We start from the raw sequence: 22,191 nt of genomic DNA, 5'->3' as shown, positions 1-22,191 counted from the left end.
GCCGCACGGACGCGGCGGCGCGGTCCGTACTGCTCCGTTCACCGCCCTGATCTCGCCGCGACAGACGGCACGCACATAATGAGATGACATCCACTCCCTCAGGAGACGTTGTGACCGGCGCCGATCATCTGCCCTCGTTCCGTACGAGACTCCGCTCGATGCGCTCCGCGGCATTCGGGGCCGATCCGGCCGGGGCCCGCATGGAGCGCATTCTCCGCTCGCCCAACTTCGCCGACGGGGTGTTCCAGAACCCGGTGGGGGTTCGGACGCCCACGTCCGGTTCCAAGCTGGAATTCGCGAAGGGCTACTTCAGCAAGGAGCAGCGGGTCCACAGGGCGCCGGCCGGTGACGTGCCGCTGCACGCCACCACCGCCGCTGACCTCGCGAAGCCTCCCGTCACCGGGCTCCGGCTCACCTGGATGGGGCATTCGAGCGTGCTCGCCGAGATCGACGGCCGCCGGGTGCTCTTCGACCCGGTCTGGGGTGAGCGCTGCTCCCCCTTCGCCTTCGCCGGGCCCAAGCGGCTGCATCCGGTGCCGCTGCCGCTGGCCGCGCTGGGACCCGTCGACGTCGTCGTGATCTCCCACGACCACTACGACCACCTCGACCTGCCGTCGATCCGCACCCTGGCCGGCACGGACACGGTCTTCGCGGTGCCGCTCGGTGTCGGTGCTCACCTGGAGCGGTGGGGGGTGTCCCCCGACCGGGTGCGTGAGCTGGACTGGAACGAGACCACCGAGGTGGCGGGGATCAGCCTCACCGCCACGCCCGCGCGTCACTTCTGCGGCCGGGGACTGCGGAACCAGCAGCACACGCTCTGGGCGTCCTGGGCGGTCGCCGGCCCCGAGCACCGCATCTATCACAGCGGTGACACGGGCTACTTTCCCGGCTTCGCGGACATCGGCGCCGAGCACGGCCCGTTCGACGCGACGATGATCCAGATCGGCGCGTACTCGCAGCACTGGTCCAGGGAGCACACGGCCACGACGCCCCTCCCCGGCGCGTGGCCGGACATCCACATGACCCCCGCGCAGGGGGTCCAGGCCCACCTCGATCTCCAGGGGAACGCGCCGCACGGCGTGCTGATGCCGATCCACTGGGGCACGTTCAACCTTGCCCCGCACGCCTGGGCGGAGCCGGCGGAGTGGACGAAGGATGCCGCGCAGGACGCCGGCCAGGCGGCCGCGTTCCCGAGGCCGGGAGAGCCGTTTGAGCCCGGTGCTGCCCTGCCCGTCGACCCCTGGTGGCGGGCCGTGTCCACCCCGCTCGCCCGTCCGTGGCGCCGCCCCGGGCCCGTGGAGGCGACCGAGGCGAGCCCGCGCGGCGACCTCGACCTCGCGGGCGGCCGGTAGCCGGCCGGCGAGGCCCGCTTCCTCGGTTACAGGTGGTGGCCGAGCGGACGGCGTTGATGAGGTAGGTGGTGGCGGTTGAGCTGGTCTTCATGAGCGCGGTGACGCTTCCGCAGCCACCCTTCGCCTGGAAGACGGGGCCCGCGTACTGCGAGAAAGTGCCTTCGTCGCTCGTGCAGGCGACGGCGGTGTAGTTGGAGCAGAGCTTCAGCTTCATCCACTTGGCCGTGCTGGTGTTGTTGTCGAAGATGGCGCAGGTCGGCTGGTCGTTGATGCCCCCCGAGTACGGCTCCTTCCCGTACGTGAAGAGCGTGCCCTTCCGGTCCGTGGCCGTGGGCAGCGCGGACGCGTTCTCCAGGACGTAGCCGGTGCCGCAGAGGGTGGCCGCCGCCTGGACCGCTTCCGGATTCGCCGCAGCTTCGGCGCGAGTCGCGCTGTCCGCGGCCGCCGAGACGCGCGGGGCGCCGGAGACCGGCTGCGGGCCGTCCGCCGCGTGGGCGGGTGCCACGGCGAAACAGAGGGAGAAGGCCGCGCTGATGGCGACGCATACCTGAGCGAGCGGCCGGAAAGTACTGGGCACCGTTGAACTCCTGGTGTCGGAAGGCGTTTTGGTCGGCGATGACGAGAGCCGATACGTCGCGGATGCGCATGCCTGCGGGCGCCTCGCCGCGAGGCAAGGTATGTGAAGGTTCCGTGTGCGATCAAGGGTTCGATTTGGCCATGGCGGCTTCTCGCGGGCCGTCGCGTCCCCCGGTGCCGCTTCGAGCGCGCGAAGCCGGCGACGCGGATGTCAATCACGCGTATTCGTCCGCGCGTGCGAGAGGTCATACCAGAGCGGGACGCACGGCGGGCAAGTTCGACAACTGCACGCCGCGCATACGCGGTTGACGACTACCGTGTGTGCTCGGCGATCAACGGTGGGCTCATATCCTCCGAGCCTGCCCGACCGTTGACCCCAGCCTGACCGACTGCCGTAGGCGACACCACTGAACGCTGATTCCGGGTGCCCCACGTACCGAGGACGATGATGTCTCAACTTCGCGCACCCACCGCGCGACCGGAACGCCGAGAGGGCGGGCGGCACGGCCGTCCGGGTGCCCGCTCCCATTCGGCCACGGCCAGGCCGCGTGCCGTTCAGCCGCCACCCGACGCCCGCATACGCCCCCAACTGATCCGGACCGCTCTCCTGCCGACGATCGCCGCCGTGCTGAGCGGCGCCGCGGCTGTCATCTTCACCATCCGGGCCTCCGGCGAACGCCCTTCCGCCAGTCTCTGGGCCGCGCTCGGCGGATCGGGCGCTCTGGCCGTCGCAGCCGTCGCCGCGGCGTTTCTCGGTGCGGGCCGCGTCGCCTCCGGGGTCCTCGACCGCTGCCAGGCGCTGCGGCGCTCCAGCGCCCAGGGCCAGGCCGACCTGCAACGCGTGGTGGAACAGCTCCGCAACGGTGAACCCGTGCCGGCCCGCCGCCCCCCGCAGCCCAGCGAACCGGGGGCCGACGCCTTCGACCTGCTCGCCCAGGAACTGGGACGCTCGCAGGACAAGGCCGTCGCGGCCGTCGTGCAGGCGTCCCGGCTCTTCAGCAACAACGGAAACGAACAGAAGGTCGAGGTCTTCGTCAACCTCGCCCGGCGTCTCCAGTCCCTCGTCCACCGCGAGATCCAGATCCTGGACGAGCTGGAACACGAGGTCGAGGACCCGGACCTGCTCAAGGGCCTCTTCCACGTCGACCACCTGGCCACGCGCATCCGCCGGCACGCAGAGAATCTCGCCGTGCTGGGCGGGGCCGTCTCCCGGCGGCAGTGGAGCAACCCGGTCACCATGACGGAGGTACTGCGCTCGGCGATCGCCGAGGTCGAGCAGTACCCACGGGTCAAGCTCGTGCCGCCGATCGACGGCACGCTGCGCGGCCACGCCGTCGCCGACGTGATCCACCTGCTGGCCGAACTCGTCGAGAACGCCACCGTGTTCTCCGCCCCGCACACCCAGGTGCTGCTGCGAGCCCAGCACGTCACGGCGGGTCTCGCCCTGGAGGTCGAGGACCGGGGGCTCGGGATGCCGGGCCCCGAGCAGAAGCGGATGAACGCCCTGCTCGCCGACCCGGACCAGGTCAACGTCGGCCACCTGTTGCAGGACGGCCGGATCGGTCTCTTCGTCGTCTCCGCGCTGGCCCGTCGCCACGGCATCGCCGTACGCCTCCAGAGCAATATCTACGGGGGCACGCAAGCCGTGCTCATCCTGCCCCAGGCCCTGCTGGGCGTCGAAGACGAGGCCGGAGGGGTGATGAACCCCGATGCCGTACCGGTCCCGCCGCCCGGAGCCGTACACCGCCCGCCCGCCGAGGACGGCGCCGGCCGGGCGGGGACGGCGCCTCCCCAGGCATCTCAGCCGCACACCCCTCAGCCCCACACCGCTCAGCCGCAGACACCCCAGCCCCACACCGCTCAGCCGCACACGGTCCGGCCCCCGTCGCCTCCGCCGCAGCCGCTCCGCGCCGAACGCGTGGACCGTCCGGAGACGGCCGGGAACCTCCCCGGCGTCCAGACTCCCGGCGAGACCGGGGGAGGACTCGGCGCCGTCACCGGCACAACCTCCGGAGCTGGCGGCGCCACGGGCCGCCCCCAGCTTCCCCGGCGCAGCAACCAGGAGCATCTCGTCCCGCAGCTGCGGGAGGCGCCCGCTCCCCGCGTCGGGGACGAACACGCCGTGCACGACCCCGGTCTCGTGGCCGCGTTCCGGCGCGGAGTCGACCTCGCCGAGGCACGGTCGGCCGAGGACACCGCCGAAACCGTCTACGGAGCGAGCCACGAAGGCCCTGCGGCGGTCGGCCCGGCCCCCGGTACGCAGCGGGACGCCGGCCCCGTACCGCTCCCGGTCCGCGGTCCGGGACCGCGCCGGGTCCCCGAGCCGCTGCGGCAGACGTACCCCGATCCGCAGCCGCCGGACCCGCTCCGGGCCGGGCCCCGCGAAGCGGCGCACCCCGAGCCGCACCTGCTCGACCCGCACCTGTCTGCCCCCCTCGTGCCGGACCGGCACCACCCCGGCCCGTACGTGCCCGACCCACGCCCGTCCGACGCGCACCGGACCGATCCCGCCGCGCCCGGCTACGCGCCCGCACAGGGCAGCCCCGCACAGAACACCCCCAAGGAGTAGATGCACCATGGCGAGCGAAATGCCGTCCGGTCAGATCGCCGATCTCGACTGGCTGTTGAGCGGGCTGGTCCAGCGCGTGCCCTATACGCGCAGCGCGGTCCTGCTCTCGGCCGACGGTCTGGTGAAATCCGTCCATGGCATGGACCCCGACAGCGCCGACCACATGGCGGCCCTGGCCGCCGGTCTGTACTCCCTAGGCCGCAGCGCCGGAGCCCGCTTCGGTGACAACGGCGACGTACGGCAGGTGGTCGTCGAACTCGACTCGACGCTGCTCTTCGTCTCCACCGCCGGGTCCGGCACCTGCCTCGCCGTGCTGGCCGGACGCGAGGCGGACGCGGCGGTGCTCGGCTACGAGATGGCCATGCTGATCAAGAGCGTGCGGCCCTATCTGATGACCCCGGTACGGCAAGCGGCCGGGGCACCGTACACCCCGGGGCTGTGAGGGTGCCGGCCCCGCAGGACGGGCCATTGCTCGACGACGCGGCCGGCCGGCTCATCCGCCCGTACACCGTGAGCAACGGCCGGACGCGGCCGACCACCGTGCTCGACCTGCTCTCCCTGGTGATGGCCACCGGGAGCGAGCCCCAGATCCATCTGGGGCCCGAACACTCCGTGGCCCTGGGACTGTGCGACGGCCCCACGTCCGTGGCCGAGATCGCCGCACACCTCCGGCTGCCCGCAGTCGTCACCAAGGTGCTCCTGTCCGACCTGGTCGACTGCGGTGCGGTCACCGCGCACGCCCCCGCTTTCCATGACACGCCCACCGACCGATCCCTGCTGGAGGCAGTGCTCGATGGTCTACGACGACAGCTCTGACAGCACCGGAAGCTCCGAATTCTTTCCCGTGGCCCTCAAGGTCCTGGTCGCGGGCGGGTTCGGCGTCGGCAAGACGACGTTCGTGGGCGCGGTCAGCGAGATCGCACCGCTGAGCACGGAGGAACTGCTGACGCAGGTCAGCGTGGCGACCGACAGCCTCGAAGGCATCGAGTCCAAGACGGCCACCACCGTGGCCATGGACTTCGGCCGCATCACGCTCTCCGAGCAGCACGTGCTCTACCTCTTCGGCACCCCCGGCCAGGAACGGTTCTGGTTCATGTGGGACGAACTCTCCAAGGGGGCACTGGGCGCCGTCGTGCTCGCCGACACCCGGCGGCTCGCCGAGTGCTTCGCCGCCGTCGACTTCTTCGAGAGGCGCGGCATCGGCTTCATCGTCGCGGTCAACGAGTTCGACGGTGCCTACCGGTACGAGCCCGACGAGGTACGGGCCGCACTCGACCTCGGCCCCGAGGTGCCCGTGGTCCTCTGCGACGCCCGGATCGCCAGTTCGGGCACCGGCGCCCTGGTGACCCTGGTCCAGCACCTCATCAACGCCACCACCGCCCCGGCCCCGGTGGCCGGTTTCGGAGCCCATCCGTGACCCGCTACGCGACCGGCCGGCTGCTGCTCACCCCGGTCGACCCGGACGGGTCGGTCCGGGCCAGGCGGCTGCGCGGACTGGACCTCGGGGAGCGGGCCGATGCCTCGTTCGAGAGCTTCGACGCCTTCGCCGACAGGGTGGCCGAAGTGACGGCGACGCCCTTCTCGATGGTCAACTTCATCGACGAGAACCGCCAGTTCTTCGCAGGGCTGCACACCCCGGCGGGGACGCGGAGCGGCTCGGACCTGGGGGCCGCGGCCGCGAGCAGCGGCCGGAGCGGACGCCACATGGCGCGCGACCACGGCTACTGCCCGCACGTTCTCCTGCGCCGCAAGGCCCTCGTGCTGGACGACGTGTGCGACTACCCGCGCTTCGCGGGCAACCCCGTCGTCGACGAAATAGGCATTCGTTCCTATCTCGGGGCTCCGCTCATCGACCGTACGGGCATCGCCCTCGGCACGGTGTGCGCGGTCGACACCGTGCCCCGCCCCTGGGGCCGGGCCGGCCTCGACACGATCAAGTCCCTGGCCCAGGAGCTCGTCGGCTACATCGACCGCAGGGAGCGCCGCCGCGGCTGACGCGGGCCGCGCCGGCTCCGCACCTCTGGGCGCGCCCCGGTCACACCTCGACCGTCGTACCGTCCAGGAACGTCAGCTCCACCGAGGCGTCCCCGGCGCCGGCCCGCACGGACACCGCGTCGCGCAGCGCCTGCGGATGGATCGTGTCGCGGGACAGTGCCACCAACGACACATGGGTGCTCCGGCCTCCCGGGTGGCGGTCGAGCCGCAGGTACGGGACGGCCGAGCGCGGCCCGAACGCGTTGGACTGGACGTCCCGGGCCACCTCCGCCGTACCGTCGCCCCAGCCGTACAGCGCGATGACGGCGCTGCTCAGTCCGTCGGCGGTACGCGACAGCGCCCAGCCCGGTCCGGTCCGGGCGGCCGGGCTCTCCGTGTGCGCCACCGCATGACCCCCCTCCCGCACCGACACCCCTGCCGGGGCCTCGACCCGGTGGACGCGGATCTCCCAGGGGCCGTGCAGCACACTCGTCGTCCCGACGCGGTACGCACGGTCGTCGCCCGGGAACCGGGCCGCGTACCAGGAGGCGGCGATCCGGTCCTCGCAGCGCAGGGGATGGATGCGGGCACGCCGTGACGGTGTCCCGTCGGACGCCAGGAGCGCCAGGTGGTTGTCGACGGAGCGTGCCACCGCGTGCGGGGCGGACTCGGGCGCGGTGGCGGTGGAGTAGGCGAGCTTCGCGTAATGCGGGTCCTCCGTATCCTCGCCCGGGCCGGAGCCTTCGTCGTGGGGCGGCTGATGGTCGCTGCCGTGGTTGACCAGCCGGACGATGCCGTCGTGCCGGGTGCCGTGCAGCAGCCAGCCGGGTGCCGGGAGTGCCGTGTACGTATCGGACTCCTCGACGGGAAGGGGCAGTTCCCGCTCGGTCCAGACCGGGTGCTCCGCCGGAAGCAGCAGCCCGAGGAACCCCTTGCTCGCCCAGTAGGGGGAAGCCGGTCCGGAGTACGGCTGGGTGACCGGGAGGAAGGTGTCGTACCAGCCCAGCGGCAGCAGGCCCCGCTCGTCCGGCACCCCGCGCTCGACGAAGTGCCGGAGCGTGCCCGAGGCGAGGCGGCGGGTCAGCCCGGGTGCGAGGGGGGTGCAGTCGGCCAGCGCACCCATCCATACCGGAGCGAGCGCGGCGAACCGGTACGTCAGGGAGCGCCCCTGGTGTACGGGGGCACCGTCCCCGCCGAAGAAGTGCGGGTAGTCGACGAGGAACCTGCTCAGGCGCTCCCGGTAGACCCCCGTCCGGCCGCCGTCGTCATCGCCCGCGATCCGTGACCACAGCAGCGGGTACAGGTGCATCGCCCAGCCGATGTAGTAGTCGAAGTTCCGGCCGTCCCCGTCGGTGTACCAGCCGTCGCCGACGTACCAGTCCTCGATCCGGTCGAGGCCCGACTCGATGTCCTGACGGCTGTACGGGGCACCGACCGAGGCCAGGAACTGTTCCGACACCACCTGGAAGAGCCGCCAGTTGTTGTCCCACGTACGCCCACCGACGAAGCCCGAGAACCAGTCGACGACCCGCTCCCGCACCCCGGCGTCCAGCCGGTCCCAGATCCACGGCCGCGTCTCGTGCAGGGCCACCGCGATCGAGGCGGCTTCGACCATCTGCTGCGAACAGTCCGTCAGTTCGGGCCACGGCTCCCTGCCGCCCCGGTCCGTGCCGGCGGCCAGCCCCGCCGCGTAGCGCTCGATGAGACCCGGGTCGACCGCGCCGCCCGCGCCGGCGATCCGGCAGGCGGCCAGCAGGAACGACCGGGCGAACCCTTCGAGTCCGTCGGACACGACACCCGACCAGCTGTTCCGGCCGGGCAGCCGGTACTGGGCGAGGCCGGGGGTCGCGTACGGCACGAGCGCGTCCAGCATCCGGTCGGCCGTCGCCTCCCAGTGGGCGCGGGTCCAGCCGGTACGTGACGACAGGACCCGGTCGGGTGGCGGCAGGCGCAGATGCGGGGCGACGGACATGGTGCTGCTCCTCGGGGTGGGCTACTGGACGAGTTCGGCGTGATGGGTGCGGCCGCGCGACCCGCCGACCGCGACGGTGAGGACGCCCCTGCGGCCGGTGGTGACGCCCACCGTGCTGTCGGCGCCGCTCACCGCGCTCACCGGGTACGGCAGCTCCAGGGAGAGCGTGGTGAGGGTGCGGCCGGGGTCGGACACCGCGACGGAGATCCGGCCGTCGCGCTGCTGGACCAGCACGGAGGCCGGCCCGGAGGAGGTGATCCCGGCCGCCGTGCCCGCACTCCAGAAGTTCACCGCGGTCAGTCCGAGCCGCCGCACCTCCACGGCCTGCGCGGCCGCGTCGTTGGCGACGACGCGCACCGGGCGGGAGTGCGCCCACACCGCGGTCGCCTGGGGCGAGGCGCCGGGCAGCAGGACATGGGCGTACCCCGCCCCGGTCGGGGAGGAGCCGTGATCGACCCAGAGAGTGAGATAGCGACGCGTGACGGGAGCCGTCGAACCGCCGGTGTCGGCACCGGTGTTGAGGGAGCGCCAGGTGCCCGTGCGCTCCTCCCGCAGAGCGCGCAGCGCGGTCCTGCCGGGGAAGACATAACCGCCGACCCCTTCGACATGGGCCCAGCCCGCCTTCCCGAACTCCCCCGACCAGCCCTGGGACTCGGCCTGCCGTACCCCGTCGATCACGAGGTGCGGCGTACCCTCACGGCCCAGATTGCGGTTCTCGACCACGGTTTCGACCGTGCGGCCGTCCGTGGCGGTGATGCCCGCACCGAGCGCGACCACCATGTTGTCGAGCAGGAACCACGACTTCTTCGCCCGCAGGGTGCTGCCCGACGCGCTGATCAGCTCCATCGAGGCGGCGCCGTAACGGTCGTGCAGCACCGCGCCGCCCGCGACGGTGTTCGCGGGCCGGTATGTGGACGTGCCGCCGCCCGTACCGAGATCCGTCCGGGTACGGGTGTCGACCGTGGTGCCGGGAAGGCGGTACGGATCCACGGTCGGCCAGAACCCGTCGTTGAACTGCCCGAGATCGTCCGCGTCGTAGAGATATCCCATGCCGTCGCCGGTGTACCAGCCGTGCAGGTTCTCGCCGTTGCCCGCCTCGTACGCCGATATGCGCCGGGACGACAGCGAGAGTGTGTACGCCCAGCGCGGCCGGCGGTGAACGACCCGGTCCATGTCGGCGAAGACGAAGAGGCCCGTGGTGCGGTCCTCGGCCCGGATGCCGTCATCACTCAGGACGTCCTTGGCGAGCGCCAGTTGGGGAAGGGAGGCCAGCCCGGCGAACGGAGTGGTGCGGTTACGGGTGATCCATCCCTTGACGACCGCGCGCCAGCGAGCGGCGTAGGCGTCCGGCGCGCCGGTGGCCAGCAGCAGAATTCCGGCGACGGCCGCCGCCCCGTCGCGGTGGTCGCCCGCCCGCTCCCGGGAGACGGCACGGCCGCGCACGGCGTCCATCATCAGCCCGTCGAACATCACCGGAGTGAAGCTGCGCTCGACGGCCTCGTACATCACCGACACGTTCGGGTCGGTCACCGCCCACCGCGAACCGGCGAGCAGCGCCAGCAGATGGGCGGTCCCGTTCAGGAGGATCGCCCCGTACGTACCGGTGTAGGCGACCACGGCGTGCTGGACGAACGAACCGTCCTCGTAGAAGCCGTCGCCCGAAGTGGCGTACCGGAACAGGCTGTTGCGGCCGGAGTCGCGCACGTCCGACAGGGCGTCCCGGGCCGAGGCGATCTTCGCGCCGTCACCGCCGAGCAGCCCGCGCAGCGCGACGATCACCGCCTTGTCGGTGCGGTTGGCGCCGGTCTCCGAGAGGGTGGGGGAGTTGGTGCGACGGTCCGCGTTGGGGCAGAAGCGGTCGACGACCGAAAGATAGTCCGCCAGATCGGTGGCCGGGAGCCGGTCGCGCAGCAGGACGGCCGTGTCCATCAGGGCGCGCGGTGCGCCGATCTCCCAGAACCACCAGTTGCCCGTCTCGCGCCTGGCCGGGTTGTAGGCGGTGTCGTACGCGAAGCGCAGCGCCGCCACGATCGCGTCGGCCACGGAGGCGTCGGCGGTCAGTGAGGTGCCGGGCGTGGCCCAGGCCGTGGCCAGGGTGCGGAGCCTGGTGTAGCTCTGACCGAAGTTGCCCGGGTCGGTCACCGGGGCGAGGTCGGGCCAGAGGGCGGTGCGCGCGGCACCGCGGTCGAGGGTGTCCCACAGGCCCCTCGCGGTGCTGTCCAGTGCGCTGACGGCGATGGCGAAGTCGGGGTCCGCGGGGTCGAAGTCGCCCCCGGTGATCAGGGTTTCGGCCCGCTGGAGAAGTGTGGCGGTGTCGGCGTCGAGGGGCTCGGCCCCGCTGGCCGGACCGGGCTGCGCCGTGACGAGGGCGGTGGCACCCGTCAACGCCGTCGCGGCCAGGAGGGAACGTCTGCTGAGTCGCATCGGGTTTCCTTCCGCCGTGGTCAGTCGGTGAGCGTGCTGGGGTCGACGGGCGGCTGCGGCAGATTCAGCGCCGCAAGCTCCGCCTTGCCGGTCGCGTCGATGGGGAACGCCCAGGTGTTCACGAAGAAGTCCGTGAGGTCGTATCCGGCGACACGGCTGGAGTAGGTGGCCAGGGCCCGGTAGCGCTTGTCGTTCTCCGTGTAGTGGGACTGCGGGTTCTCCTCCCGTACCAGCTGGTGCATGCGGGGCCAGAAGCCGTCGCCGAAGGCCAGCTCCAACTGCCGGAGCGGAACGAGCTTCTCGTAGGCGCCGAAGGACTTCTCGTACGTCAGCCCGGCCGTGCCGAACTTGCGCTGCGCGGACTGGAAATAGGTCAGCCCCGTCGTCGCGTCGACTGTCAGGAGGTTGGACGGCTGGTTCAGGGTGCGCTGCGCGGCCAGCGAGTAGATGTTGACGGTGACCTCGGTGAGGCCGCCCGGCTTGTAGGCGAACTGCTGATGCAGGTGACCGAGCTCGTGGTAGAAACCCCAGCCACGGGTCCGCAGCCCGGTCACGGTCGTGGCGCGGTCCAGATACGCGCGGGGGAAGCCGTTGTAGCCGTGGGTCGCGAAGGCGCCGACTCCGGTCGGCACCTTGGTGACCTCGGTGAAGTGGTACGGCCCCGCCTTCCGCCGGTGCACCGCCTTCGACCCGTCCAGTCCGCTGATCCGGGCGTGCGACTCGATGAGCGTCTCGATCAGCTCCAGCAGGGCGGTGTGGTCCTCGGCGCGGTACAGGAGCGCGCCGTCACGGGAGAGCGTCAGGATGGTGCGGGGGGCGGTGAGTTCGACGTACGGCGATGCGGTCAGTGTGTCCAGACGGTTCTGGTACTCCGCCTCGGTGGTCTCGCCCAGGGCGAAGACGGGCATCTGCACGGCCCCGGAGCGGAACAGCACGCTCGCCCGTTCGCCCGCACCGGTCAGCGACAGATAGACCGGCCCGCCGTGCGGGTCGGTCACCTCGTTGGCTCCGGCGACCAGGGGGTAGCGGCGCGGTTCCTTGATCTCGCCGTAGTAGTCCCAGGCCCCGATCCAGAGTGTGGGGACGAGGCCGTCGTGCGGCTGGACGGTCAGTGACAGTGCCGCGCCCGCCGGGACGTAGAGCCCGGTGGGGTCGAACTCGCTGCCGCGCAGGGCCTGTCCGAGCCGGAGCCGCTCCGCCTCGGCGGCCGGCCGGGCGGTGAGGAGGATCTCGGACAGGGGGCGGCGGGACCGGGCGGCGGCGGGACTCGCGGCGGCGCCGAGGGCGGCCAGGGCTCCGGCCCCCGCCGCCGAGGCGAGGACGGTGCGACGGCTGACGGAGGCGCGGGCGGACGAAGCGGAAGGCTTGGGGGTGCGCATGCGGAACTCTCCCTGCAGACGATGAGTGCGGGACGGCGGCGTGCGGAAAGGCTGGACTGCGCGACAGCATGTAAGCGGTTGCTACGGAGCCGCAAGAGGGGGTGGAAAGTTACTGTGATTTTCTATGGCCGACTGCGGTCAACGACGGACATCGGCGTAGTAACCGGTCACACCCGGCTGTTCTTCGTGGACCGGGGCGCCACGGAATCGCGCACCACGATGTGCGTGCCGAGCCGCAGTGCGCCCGTCGTCGGCTCGCGCCAGTCGTCCTCGTCACCGCCCGACACGGCCAGCCGCACGGCCTGCCGCCCCATCTCCTCCAGCGGTACGTGCACCGTGGTCAGCCTGGGCCGCATCTCCTGCGCGACCGGGATGTCGTCGTACCCCACCAGGGAGATGTCCTGCGGGACCCGGAGCCCGGCCTCCTCCAGCGCCTGGGCGGCTCCGGCGGCCACCATGTCGTTGGCGGCGAACACCGCGGTGAACTCCGGTCCGTCCCGCAGTAGTTCGGCCATCCTGCGATGACCGAAGCCGCGGCTGAAGGCACCCGGCTGCGCCAGTTCGGGGTCGGGTGTCACCCCGCGCAGCTCCAGCGCGCGCCGGTGTCCGGCCAGCCGGTCACGGGTGGTGGAGAGCTTGGGCGGCCCGCCCAGGTACAGGATGCGCTCGTGGCCCTGCATCAGCAGATGGTCGGTGATGGCGAAGGCACCGCCCTCGTTGTCGTACTCCACCGAAGCGGTCGGGGCGTGCTCGCCCAGCGGCGGCCTGCCGCACAGCACGAGCTTCGAGCCGCCCGCGTCCAGCTCCCTTGCCCTGCGGGCCAGTTCGGACGTGTAGGTGCGGTCGGCGATGCTGCCGCCCACCACGATCACCGCGTCGGCCCGGCGCTCGTGCATCAGCTCGATGAAGGCCAGCTCGCGCTGCGGATCGCCCTGGGTGCAGCAGACCAGACAGAGGCGGCCGCCGAGCGCGGCCTCCCGCTCAACCCCGCGGGCGATGTAGGCGTAGAAGGGGTCGATGACCTCGTTGACGATGATGCCGACGGTCCGGTTGGAGACCCCGGCGAGGGCGCGGGCGTGTGCGTTGACCACGTAACCGAGCTCGCGCATGGCGGACTCGACGCGTTCCCGGGTGGCCTGTGCGACCGGGTAGTTCCGGTTGAGTACGCGCGAGACGGTCGCCGTGGAGACGCCCGCGAGCAACGCCACATCGGTGACCGTCGCCCGCCGCTGTCCGTCCCCGGCCGTGCTCTGCCGGCGCATCCGGCCCACCCCCTGCTGACTGTTGTGTGACGACGAGCCTAGAGCCTGCGGGGCCGTGCGGTTCATGCGATCCTCCCCAGATCGGCCCGGCGCACCGGGTGCGCGAAGGCCGTGCCGTTCGCGTACCGCCGCAATTCGTCGACGGCGAGCGCCCCGAGACGTCCCACCTCGTTGCCCTGGGCACCCGCCAGGTGCGGGGTGATGAAGACGTTCGGCAGCTCCCACAGGGGGTGCCCGTCCGGCAGCGGCTCGGGTGACGTGACATCGAGTACGGCGTCCAGACGCCCGCTGACCAGGTGCTCCGTGAGGGCCTCGGTGTCCACCAGCGGTCCGCGTGCCGTGTTGACCAGCAGAGTGCCGGGGCGCATCAGCGCGATTCTGCGTGCGTCGATCAGGCCGCGTGTCTCCGGGGTGTCCGGGGCGTGGACGGTGACCACGTCGCTCGTGGCGACGAGGGTGTCCAGGTCGGTGGGGGTGACTCCGAGGCGGTGGGCCTCGGCGGGGGTGACGTAGGGGTCGTACAGCAGGACGTCGGCGTCCAGGACCCGGAGCAGTTCGATGACCCGCCGGCCGATCCGGGAGGCGCCGACGACGCCGATGGTCAGCCCGTGCGTGCCGAGCCAGTGCTGCCGGTCCAGGTCGGCGCCCGTGCGGTGGGTGCGGCGGGAGCGGAACAGCTCGGCCAGCGGGAAGACCCGCTTGGCGCCCATGATGATCGCCGCCAGCGTGTACTCGGCCACCGGCACGGCGTTGGCCGCCGCCGCCGAGGAGACGACGATGCCCCGGTCGAAGGCCACCGGCGACAGAAACGTCTTCACCGTGCCCGCCGCGTGGATCACCGCCCGCAGGGCGGGCGCCCGCTCCAGCAACGCGGCGTCGACGGGCGGGCAGCCCCAGCCGGTCAGCAGAACCTCCGCCCCGGCCAGCGCCGCCACGGCGTCCGGTGAGTCGAACTCGCTGATCACAGCAGGGCTGTTCAGGTCGGCGACCTCCTCCAGCCCAGCCCGTACAGGAGGCGGGAAGACGTCGTCGAGCAGTCCGGGGCTCATGACCAGGACCGTGCGCGGCCGCTTCGGTGGCGGTGTCGCTCCCTCGGCCCCGGAACGAGCCGGCGCCTCTTCGGTGGTTCGCACCCTGCCTCCGGACAGTAATCGCGTTCTATGGAATGACCGGCACGCTAAGGAGCCCGACACCCGACCGTCAAGCGACCCCGACGCTCAACTGTCCGCTTAACACCGTGATTTACCCAAACACGGTGCCAGATCGATTGCCGGGAGCAGCGCGTAACGCAGCCGTTTCCGCGAATCTCTTGACGCTGGGGTTAACCGCTTACTAACTTGCGGCCGCAGAAGGCTCACCACGCGCCGCCCAGCCGAACAGGACGCACCATGGCTGAAACAGCACCCCCGCTGCCGAGGGAACAGACCCTGTGGCAGCGGATCAAGCGGGACCGGGTGATGCTGCTGCTCACACTGCCCGGCCTGCTCTACTTCATCGTCTTCCACTACGTGCCGCTGCTCGGCTACGTCGTCGCGTTCCAGGACTACGAGCCGTACCTCGGCTACATGCACAGCGTCTGGGTGGGGTTCGCCAACTTCACGGCGGCGTTCGGTGAGCCGGCGTTCTGGACCGCCACGTTCAACACCCTGGAGATCGCCCTCGTCCAGCTGGTGTTCTTCTTCCCGATCCCCATCGCCCTGGCGCTGCTGCTCAACAGCATCGTCAGCGACCGCATCCGGCGCTTCGTGCAGAGCGTCGTCTATCTGCCGCACTTCATCGGCTGGGTCATCATCGTCTCGATCTTCCAGCAGATCCTGGGCGGCGCGGGCCTCCTGCCCGACGTCCTCGGAGGCCTCGGGCTCCCGCGCTACGACATGATGAGCGACCCCGACGCCTTCCCCTGGCTGCTCACCCTCCAGGTGGCCTGGAAGGACGCGGGCTGGGGCACGATCATCATCCTCGCCGCGCTGCTCAACATCGACCGGCAGCAGTACGAAGCCGCGGCGATCGACGGGGCAGGGCCCCGCCGACGGCTGTGGCACGTCACCCTGCCGGGCATCGCCCCCGTCCTGATCCTCCTGCTCATCCTCAACCTCGGGCAGATCCTCTCCGTCGGTTTCGAGCAGATCCTGCTCCAGCGCGACGCGGTCGGACCGGACGCCGGAGAGGTCCTGGACACGTACGTCTACTACCACGGCATCAAGGACAACGACTGGGGCGTCGCCGCCGCCGTCGGACTCGTCAAGGCGGTCATCGGCACCGCGCTCGTCCTGGGCGCGAACAAGCTCGCCCACCGCCTCGGCCACGAAGGGGTGTACCGCGGTGCTGACCGCTGAGAAGACGCTGCCGGAATCCGTCACGACGGAGCCGGTGAAGAAGACCGGCCGCACCGCCCCGAAGTGGAGATCCGACGGCCGGCCGCCGTGGATGGAGAAGCCGACCCGTGCCGGACAGCTGGCCAAGGGCCTGGCCGTCCTCGTCGTGGTCGGCGCGGTCGCCTACCCGCTGCTCGGTGTGATCGGCACCAGCTTCGCCTCGCAGACCGACATCATCCGCTCCACCGGGCTCGTGCTGTGGCCCGACCACCCGACCCTCGACGCCTACCGCACCATCTTCACCGGCGGCGTCGTGACCCGGGCACTGATCGTCAGCGTCGGCATCACGGTCGTCGGCACGCTCGCCAGCCTCCTCGTCACGGTCGGCATGGCGTACGGACTGTCCCGCCGCGAGGTCACCGGTTCCCGCTTCATCCTCATGACGGCACTGTTCACGATGCTGTTCAACGCGGGGATCATCCCCAACTTCCTGCTGGTCAAGGGCCTCGGCCTGTACGACACCTACGCCGCGCTCGTCATGCCCACCCTGGTCAGCGCCTTCAACCTGGTCGTCCTGCGGTCCTTCTTCATGAACCTCCCCGAGGAGCTGTACGACGCGGCGAAGGTCGACGGAGCCGGCGACCTGCGGATTCTCGTACGGATCGTGCTGCCGCTCTCCAAGGCCGTCCTCGCCGTGATCAGCCTCTTCTACGCCGTGACGTACTGGAACGCCTTCTTCAACTCGCTCCTGTACCTGAACGACTCCGCGAAGTGGCCGCTGCCCATGGTGCTGCGGACCTACGTCCTCCAGGGCCAGAGCCTCAACAGCGCCTCCGTCGGAGAGGCGCTCGCCCCGCAGCAGGCCGTGCAGATGGCGGTCCTCGTGATCGCCGTCGTGCCGATCCTCCTGGTCTACCCCTTCCTCCAGCGCTACTTCACCAAGGGCGTGCTCACCGGAGCCATCAAGGGCTGACCGCCGGGAACACCGGCCTCTTCTTCCCTTCACTCAAGGAGATTTCCGTGTCGAGCTCCACCCCCATCAACCGCAGAGCGCTGTTCCGCATGGGTGCGGGCGCCGGACTGGCCGTGGCCGCGGCACCGTTTCTCGCCGCCTGCGGCGACGGCGGCACGACAGCGAAGGCGGAGGCCAAGAGCGCCTCACTGCTGCCCGGCACCGCCGTCCGCAACATCGGGCTCAAGCCCGACCTTCCCGGTACCGCCGCAGGCGTCCCGCAGGGCTTCTTCCGCTATCCCGCCAGGCCGCTGCGGGCCACCAAGGGCACCCCGCTCAAGGGGGCGTCCCCGATCAGCGTGACGGCGGAGACGTTCTCCCCGCCGCCACCCGCCCGTGCGAGGAACGCCGCCTGGCGGGAGATCGAGAAGCTGCTCGGGGGCAAGGTCGACTTCGCCGCCGTGCCGGCCGACGACTACGGCACGAAATTCTCCACGATGGTCGCCAGCGACAGCCTGCCCGACCTCTTCATGTACCCCGAGGTCGGCGGCGTCGACAACAAGGCCGCCTTCCTCCACGCCAAGTGCGCCGACCTCACCCCGTACCTCGCCGGCGAGAAGATCAAGGACTACCCGAACCTCGCCGCCATACCGAAGGCCGCCTGGCAGGCCGCGATCTTCGGCGGAAAGCTCTACGGCATCCCGATCGCGCGTACGGGCACCGGCGGAGCCGGCTTCTACCGCCATGACCTGTTCGCGGAGATCGGAATCACGAGCCTCGACCAGATCACCGGCCTCGACCGGTTCGTCGAGGCGTGCAAGGAGCTGACCCGCCCCGAGAAGGACCAGTACGCGATCATCGCGGGGGCCACCAACGTCCTCGCGATGTCGGCTGGCGCGCCGTACTTCTGGCGGCTCGACGCGGCCACCGGCGCGTTCACCACCGACCTGGAGACCCCGGAGTACCGCCAGGCCGTGGAGACCGCCCGCTCCCTCTACGCCGCGGGCTGTTTCTACCCCGGCACCCTCCAGATGTCCGGGGCGCAGAAGGCCCAGTACACGGACATGTTCAAGAACGGCAAGGGCGCGTACGTCTACGACGGCATGCCCACCTACCTGGCACCGGGCGTCGGCTACATCGCCGCGATGAAGGCGATCGACAAGGCCTACGACCCGCGGCCGTTCGTCCCGTTCGGCAAGGACGCCATCGCCTGGATGGACAACGTCGCACTCCAGAGCACGCACATCAGGAAGGCGTCAGGCGAACGCGTCCAACAGGTGCTCGCACTCGCCGACTTCGCCGCCTCCCCCTTCGGCAGCCAGGAGCACATGCTGATCAACTACGGCGTCGAAGGTACCGACTTCAACCGCGACGCCCAGGGCAATCCCACGCTCACCGAGCAGGGCACCCAGGACGTCACCGTGCCCTGGAAGTTCATGGCGTCCGCCGTGCCCGCCGTCTTCAGCGCCGACTCGGAGGACGGCGTCCGGCATGTGCACAGGACGCTGAGCACCATGATCCCGATCATGGAGCAGGACCCCACCCTCCAGTACTCCTCGCCCACATGGGACTCCAAGGGCAGCGGCAGCCTGCTCACGCTCAAGCAGGACGGGCTGAAGGACATCATCGCCGGCCGCAAGCCCATGTCGGCCTACGACCAGCTGGTCAAGGACTACCTCGCCAAGGGCGCGGAGCAGGCACGCGGCGAGTTCGAGGAAGCCTTCCAGAAGGGGAAGAAGTGACCACACGACGCTCCGCCCTCAGACTCGGCGGCGCCGCCGTCGCGGCCGCCGTCGCCGTGCCCGTACTCGGCTCGCCCGCCTCCGCACACCCGCACGGCTTCGACCCGGCTCCCGGCTCCGACGGCGTCGGCGATCCGCTCTTCCCGACCCTCGGCAACGGCGGCTACCAGGTCGTCCACTACGACCTGACCTTCGACTTCACGCCCGTGACGTACGACTTCACGGCCGTGGTGCGGATGCGCGCCAAGGCCACCCAGGACCTGTCCGCGTTCAACCTGGACACCGACGGACACACCATCGGCTCCGTCACGGTCGCGGGGCGCGCCGCCCTCTGGGCGCTCACCCCCGGAAAGAGCGGCCAGGAACTCACCGTCACCCCGGCCGCCCCCCTGCACGACGGCGAGCCCTTCACCATCGAGATCCACTACCGCGGCAACGGCAAGGCGCCCCGGCTCGGACTCACCGGCTGGAAGTTCGGCACGGACGGCGGCTTCGCCTCCGCCGCCCAGTCCTCCCGCGCCGACACCTTCCTGCCCTGCAACGACACCCCGTCCGACAAGGCGACCTGGACCTTCCACATCAGCGCGCCCGAGGGCTTCGTCGCCACCGCCAACGGTGAGCTGCTCCACAAGACACCGGGTGCGAACGGCTCCACCGTCTGGCACTTCGGCCTGCGCGAACGCATGGCGACCGAACTCATCGGCATCGCCGTCGTCAAGGGCACCTACCTCTACGGGACCAGCCACCGGGGACTCCCGCTGCGGCACGTCGTCCCGCAGGGCCAGGAGGAGAAGTACGGCCCCGTCGTCGCCCGTACCGCCGACCATCTGGCCTGGGCGGAAGCCAGGTTCGGCCGCTATCCGTTCTCCGTCTACGGCATGCACATCTACGACGGATACACCGACGCGCTGGAGAACCAGACCCTCTCCCTCTTCTCCACCAACTGGTTCAAACTCAACGCGGACGGCAATCCGGCGTACGAGAACACCATGGTCCACGAGCTGGTCCACCAGTGGTACGGCGACTCCGTCACCCCCGCGGACTGGCAGCAGGCCTGGCTCAACGAGGGGCCCGCCGTCTACTACGCCGCCCTGTACAGCGAGGAGCGCGGCTGGTCCGTCCTCGCCGACAAGATGAAGGCGACCTACGCCAAGCTCGACGCCGTGCGCGCCAAGGACGGCCCGCCCGGACTTCCCAAGGCCCTCGGCGGCACCAACATCTACGACGGCGGCGCCCTCGTGCTGTACGCCCTGCGCCGGCGCATCGGTGACCGCGCCTTCGACCGTGTGATGCGGATCTGGCCCGAACGCTTCAAGGACCGCAACGTCTCCAGCGAGGACTTCATCACCCACACCGTGAACGTCACCGGTGACCCGTCCCTCGACACGTTTCTGCGCGACTGGCTCTTCGGAGCCGTCAACCCGCCCATGCCCGGCCACCCCGACTGGAAGGCCAACGCGTGAACTCCCCGATGAAGGCCCTGCGGCTCACCGCTGCCGCCTCCGCGACCGCCCTCGCCGCCCTCCTCGTGGCGCCCTCCGCCCAGGCAGCCCCGGACACCCGCACCCTGTACGCCGCCCCGGACGGCCAGGGCGGCTCCTGTACGGTCGCGCGGCCCTGCACCCTCGAAGGCGCCAGGGACGCGGCCCGCGCCGAGACCGGCCGGGACGTCCGCGTCCTGCTCAAGGACGGTACGTACCAGCGCGACGAACCGCTCCGACTCGGTTCCGCCGACTCCGGCGGGGAGGGCCGCACCGTCACCTGGACCGCGGCCCCGGGCGCCGGCCCCGTCCTCTCCGGCGGCCGGGCGATCACCGGCTGGACGGCGAACGCCGACGGCACGTGGACCGCCGACGCCCCGGCCGGGGTCACCCCGAGACAGCTCTTCGTCAACGGCGAGCGCGCCGTCCGCGCCCGAGGCGAGGCCTGCGCCCCGAACGTCTGCGACGCCACCAGGACCGGCATGACCGGGGCGAACGCCACCGGCATAGCCCAGTGGCAGCGCCCCACGGACGCCGAGGCCGTCATCCGGGTCCGCTGGCGCAACTACCACTGCCGGATCGCGGCCGTCAGCGGTGACATCCTGACCTTCGCCCAGCCCTGCTGGACCAACTCCGCGAGCGGCACCAACCGCACCGGGCCCGCCTGGGACTCCACGACCGTCGACTCCACCCGCTACAGCGGTGTCGCCTTCTTCGAGAACGCCCCCGAACTCATCGACCAGCCGGGCGAGTTCACCTGGAACTCCGAGGCGCGCACCGTCACCTATCTGCCGCGCAGGGGTGAGAACATGCGCAGCGCCCGGGCGGTCACCCCGCACACCGAGCGCCTGCTCGTCCTCGACGGCGCCCACGACCTCACCGTCAGCAGGATCGGCTTCGCCCACGCCGCGTACCGCCAGCCGGACACCGACGAGGGTTACGCGGGCATGCAGGCCGGACTCACCCTGACCGGCGCCACCGGACCCGTCGACCATGCGGGCCGCTACTACACCAAGCCCTCGGCCGCCGTCACCGTACGCGGCGGACGGCACATCACGATCGACGCGGCACGGTTCAGCGGGCTCGGCGGCGCCGGAGCGATCCTGGAAGCCGGCACCAAGGACAGCTCACTGACCAGGTCCGCCTTCAGCGACCTGTCATCGGGCGCGATCTACGTCGGCGACACCGAGCCGATGCCCGGCGCGGAACTCACGGGCGAGCGGAACACGGTGGCGTACAACACCATCAGCCGATCCGGTGTCGAGTACACCGACTCCGTCGGTATCTGGGCGGGGTACGAGGCCGAGCTCAGCATCGACCACAACAGCCTCGACCACCTCCCGTACTCCGGGATCTCGGTCGGCTGGGGCTGGAACCAGCCCGAGGCCCAGAAGTCCGTCCTGCGGGACAACAAGGTGACCGCCAACCGCATCACCCAGGTCATGGAGGTCGCCCACGAGCAGCACGACGGCGGTGCGATCTACACCCAGGGAGCACAGCCGGGCACGGTGCTGTCGGGGAACTACATCAACCGCTCCGCGTTCGGAAACACCGAGCGCGACGGCAACGGCATCTACCTCGACGAACAGTCCTCCCACATCCTCGTCGAGAAGAACGTCATCACCCGAATCGGCTACAAGTGGGTCTCCAACTGGGCGGGTTACGGCATCGAGAACACGGCCCGGTCCAACTGGACCGACACGGCCGCCCCCGCCCTCTCCGGCCGGGGCTCCGTGATGACGGACAACCTCACCGGCCTGGACCGGCTGCCCGCCGAGGCGCTCGCCGTCGCGGCCCGGGCCGGCGCCCACGGCGGCCCGGTCGAGCAACTGCGCACCGACCTCGCACGCACCGGCACCGCCACCCAGTCCTCGACCGACGGGACGAGCACCGCTGAGCGGGCTCTCGACGCCGACACCAACACCGACACCCGCACTCTGTCCGAACCGGGAGCCTGGTGGCAGGCCGACCTCGGCGGCACCCACCGCGTCCGCCAGATCGAGATCTGGAACAACTCCTCCATGACGACCGCCGACTTCGACGTCATCACGGACGACGGAACGGTCCATGTCGAAGGAAAGTCCTTGCGTCCGACCGTTCTGAACCTGGACAGCAGCACCCGCACCGTGAAGATCATGGTTTCCGGGAGCGGACGCGTGGCCCTCTCGCAGGTCCTCGTCCACCCCTGACCTG

19 protein-coding genes are annotated in these 22,191 nt (G+C 70.9%); 14 read left to right on the top strand and 5 right to left on the bottom strand.

Going from position 1 to position 22,191, the window contains the following annotated elements; translation table 11 throughout:
- Positions 1–110 precede the first annotated feature (110 nt).
- The 9 genes from AC07FA_RS08050 (at position 111) to AC07FA_RS08010 (ending at position 6,492) form a co-directional block, all read left to right on the top strand.
- Positions 111–1,352, top strand: a complete 1,242-nt coding sequence (locus tag AC07FA_RS08050) for an MBL fold metallo-hydrolase (protein WP_479073906.1) — start codon at positions 111–113, stop codon at positions 1,350–1,352.
- 68 nt (positions 1,353–1,420) lie between these two features.
- Entirely contained in the window at positions 1,421–1,543 is a 123-nt protein-coding gene (locus AC07FA_RS08045; protein WP_479073905.1) for a hypothetical protein, read from the top strand.
- Complete coding sequence (locus AC07FA_RS08040) at positions 1,544–1,714, top strand: hypothetical protein (RefSeq protein WP_479073904.1); 171 nt, start codon at positions 1,544–1,546, stop codon at positions 1,712–1,714.
- A gap of 3 nt (positions 1,715–1,717) precedes the next feature.
- Positions 1,718–1,903, top strand: a complete 186-nt coding sequence (locus AC07FA_RS08035; protein ID WP_479073903.1) for a hypothetical protein — start codon at positions 1,718–1,720, stop codon at positions 1,901–1,903.
- A gap of 473 nt (positions 1,904–2,376) precedes the next feature.
- Positions 2,377–4,497 carry a sensor histidine kinase gene (locus AC07FA_RS08030; protein ID WP_479073901.1) on the top strand — a complete coding sequence of 707 codons (2,121 nt, stop codon included), beginning with the start codon at positions 2,377–2,379 and terminating at the stop codon, positions 4,495–4,497.
- A gap of 7 nt (positions 4,498–4,504) precedes the next feature.
- Entirely contained in the window at positions 4,505–4,939 is a 435-nt protein-coding gene (locus AC07FA_RS08025; protein WP_479073899.1) for a roadblock/LC7 domain-containing protein, read from the top strand.
- 2 nt (positions 4,940–4,941) lie between these two features.
- The gene (locus tag AC07FA_RS08020; RefSeq protein WP_328911596.1) at positions 4,942–5,313 is read left to right on the top strand and encodes a DUF742 domain-containing protein; all 372 of its coding nucleotides are present in this window, start codon (positions 4,942–4,944) and stop codon (positions 5,311–5,313) included.
- Positions 5,291–5,914 carry a GTP-binding protein gene (locus AC07FA_RS08015; RefSeq protein ID WP_479073898.1) on the top strand — a complete coding sequence of 208 codons (624 nt, stop codon included), beginning with the start codon at positions 5,291–5,293 and terminating at the stop codon, positions 5,912–5,914. Before AC07FA_RS08020 ends, AC07FA_RS08015 begins: the two co-directional genes overlap by 23 nt.
- Complete coding sequence (locus tag AC07FA_RS08010; RefSeq protein ID WP_479073897.1) at positions 5,911–6,492, top strand: GAF domain-containing protein; 582 nt, start codon at positions 5,911–5,913, stop codon at positions 6,490–6,492. The genes AC07FA_RS08015 and AC07FA_RS08010 overlap by 4 nt, the downstream gene beginning before the upstream one ends.
- 40 nt (positions 6,493–6,532) lie before the next feature.
- On the opposite strand, the gene AC07FA_RS08005 is transcribed toward AC07FA_RS08010, so the two are convergent.
- The 5 genes from AC07FA_RS08005 to AC07FA_RS07985 form a co-directional block, all read right to left on the bottom strand.
- Positions 6,533–8,443 carry a DUF2264 domain-containing protein gene (locus AC07FA_RS08005; protein WP_479073896.1) on the bottom strand — a complete coding sequence of 637 codons (1,911 nt, stop codon included), beginning with the start codon at positions 8,441–8,443 and terminating at the stop codon, positions 6,533–6,535.
- Between the two features lie 21 nt (positions 8,444–8,464).
- Positions 8,465–10,867: a polysaccharide lyase 8 family protein gene (locus AC07FA_RS08000; RefSeq protein ID WP_479073895.1), complete on the bottom strand. Its 2,403-nt coding sequence runs from the start codon at positions 10,865–10,867 to the stop codon at positions 8,465–8,467.
- 20 nt (positions 10,868–10,887) lie between these two features.
- The gene (locus AC07FA_RS07995) at positions 10,888–12,246 is read right to left on the bottom strand and encodes a M60 family metallopeptidase (protein ID WP_479073893.1); all 1,359 of its coding nucleotides are present in this window, start codon (positions 12,244–12,246) and stop codon (positions 10,888–10,890) included.
- A 167-nt stretch (positions 12,247–12,413) separates the two neighbouring features.
- Complete coding sequence (locus AC07FA_RS07990) at positions 12,414–13,508, bottom strand: LacI family DNA-binding transcriptional regulator (RefSeq protein WP_479073892.1); 1,095 nt, start codon at positions 13,506–13,508, stop codon at positions 12,414–12,416.
- A 62-nt stretch (positions 13,509–13,570) separates the two neighbouring features.
- On the bottom strand, positions 13,571–14,557 hold the full coding sequence (locus AC07FA_RS07985) for a hydroxyacid dehydrogenase (RefSeq protein WP_479073890.1): 987 nt from the start codon (positions 14,555–14,557) through the stop codon (positions 13,571–13,573).
- 339 nt (positions 14,558–14,896) lie between these two features.
- Here AC07FA_RS07985 and AC07FA_RS07980 point away from each other — a divergent pair, with 339 nt between their 5' ends.
- From AC07FA_RS07980 to AC07FA_RS07960, 5 genes are all read left to right on the top strand, one after another.
- Entirely contained in the window at positions 14,897–15,844 is a 948-nt protein-coding gene (locus AC07FA_RS07980) for an ABC transporter permease (protein ID WP_479073889.1), read from the top strand.
- A 91-nt stretch (positions 15,845–15,935) separates the two neighbouring features.
- Positions 15,936–16,796 carry a carbohydrate ABC transporter permease gene (locus AC07FA_RS07975; RefSeq protein WP_479074256.1) on the top strand — a complete coding sequence of 287 codons (861 nt, stop codon included), beginning with the start codon at positions 15,936–15,938 and terminating at the stop codon, positions 16,794–16,796.
- 47 nt (positions 16,797–16,843) lie between these two features.
- A complete protein-coding gene (locus AC07FA_RS07970) occupies positions 16,844–18,517 on the top strand; it encodes a type 2 periplasmic-binding domain-containing protein (protein WP_479073887.1) in 1,674 nt (557 codons plus the stop codon).
- Complete coding sequence (locus AC07FA_RS07965; protein WP_479073886.1) at positions 18,514–19,980, top strand: M1 family metallopeptidase; 1,467 nt, start codon at positions 18,514–18,516, stop codon at positions 19,978–19,980. Before AC07FA_RS07970 ends, AC07FA_RS07965 begins: the two co-directional genes overlap by 4 nt.
- A gap of 8 nt (positions 19,981–19,988) precedes the next feature.
- Positions 19,989–22,187: a right-handed parallel beta-helix repeat-containing protein gene (locus AC07FA_RS07960; RefSeq protein WP_479074254.1), complete on the top strand. Its 2,199-nt coding sequence runs from the start codon at positions 19,989–19,991 to the stop codon at positions 22,185–22,187.
- Positions 22,188–22,191: the final 4 nt, after the last annotated feature.

The organism is Streptomyces sp. NPDC045968, assembly GCF_056430475.1.
Note: the sequence above shows the minus strand (reverse complement) of the source record. Positions and strands in the feature narration are given on the sequence as shown.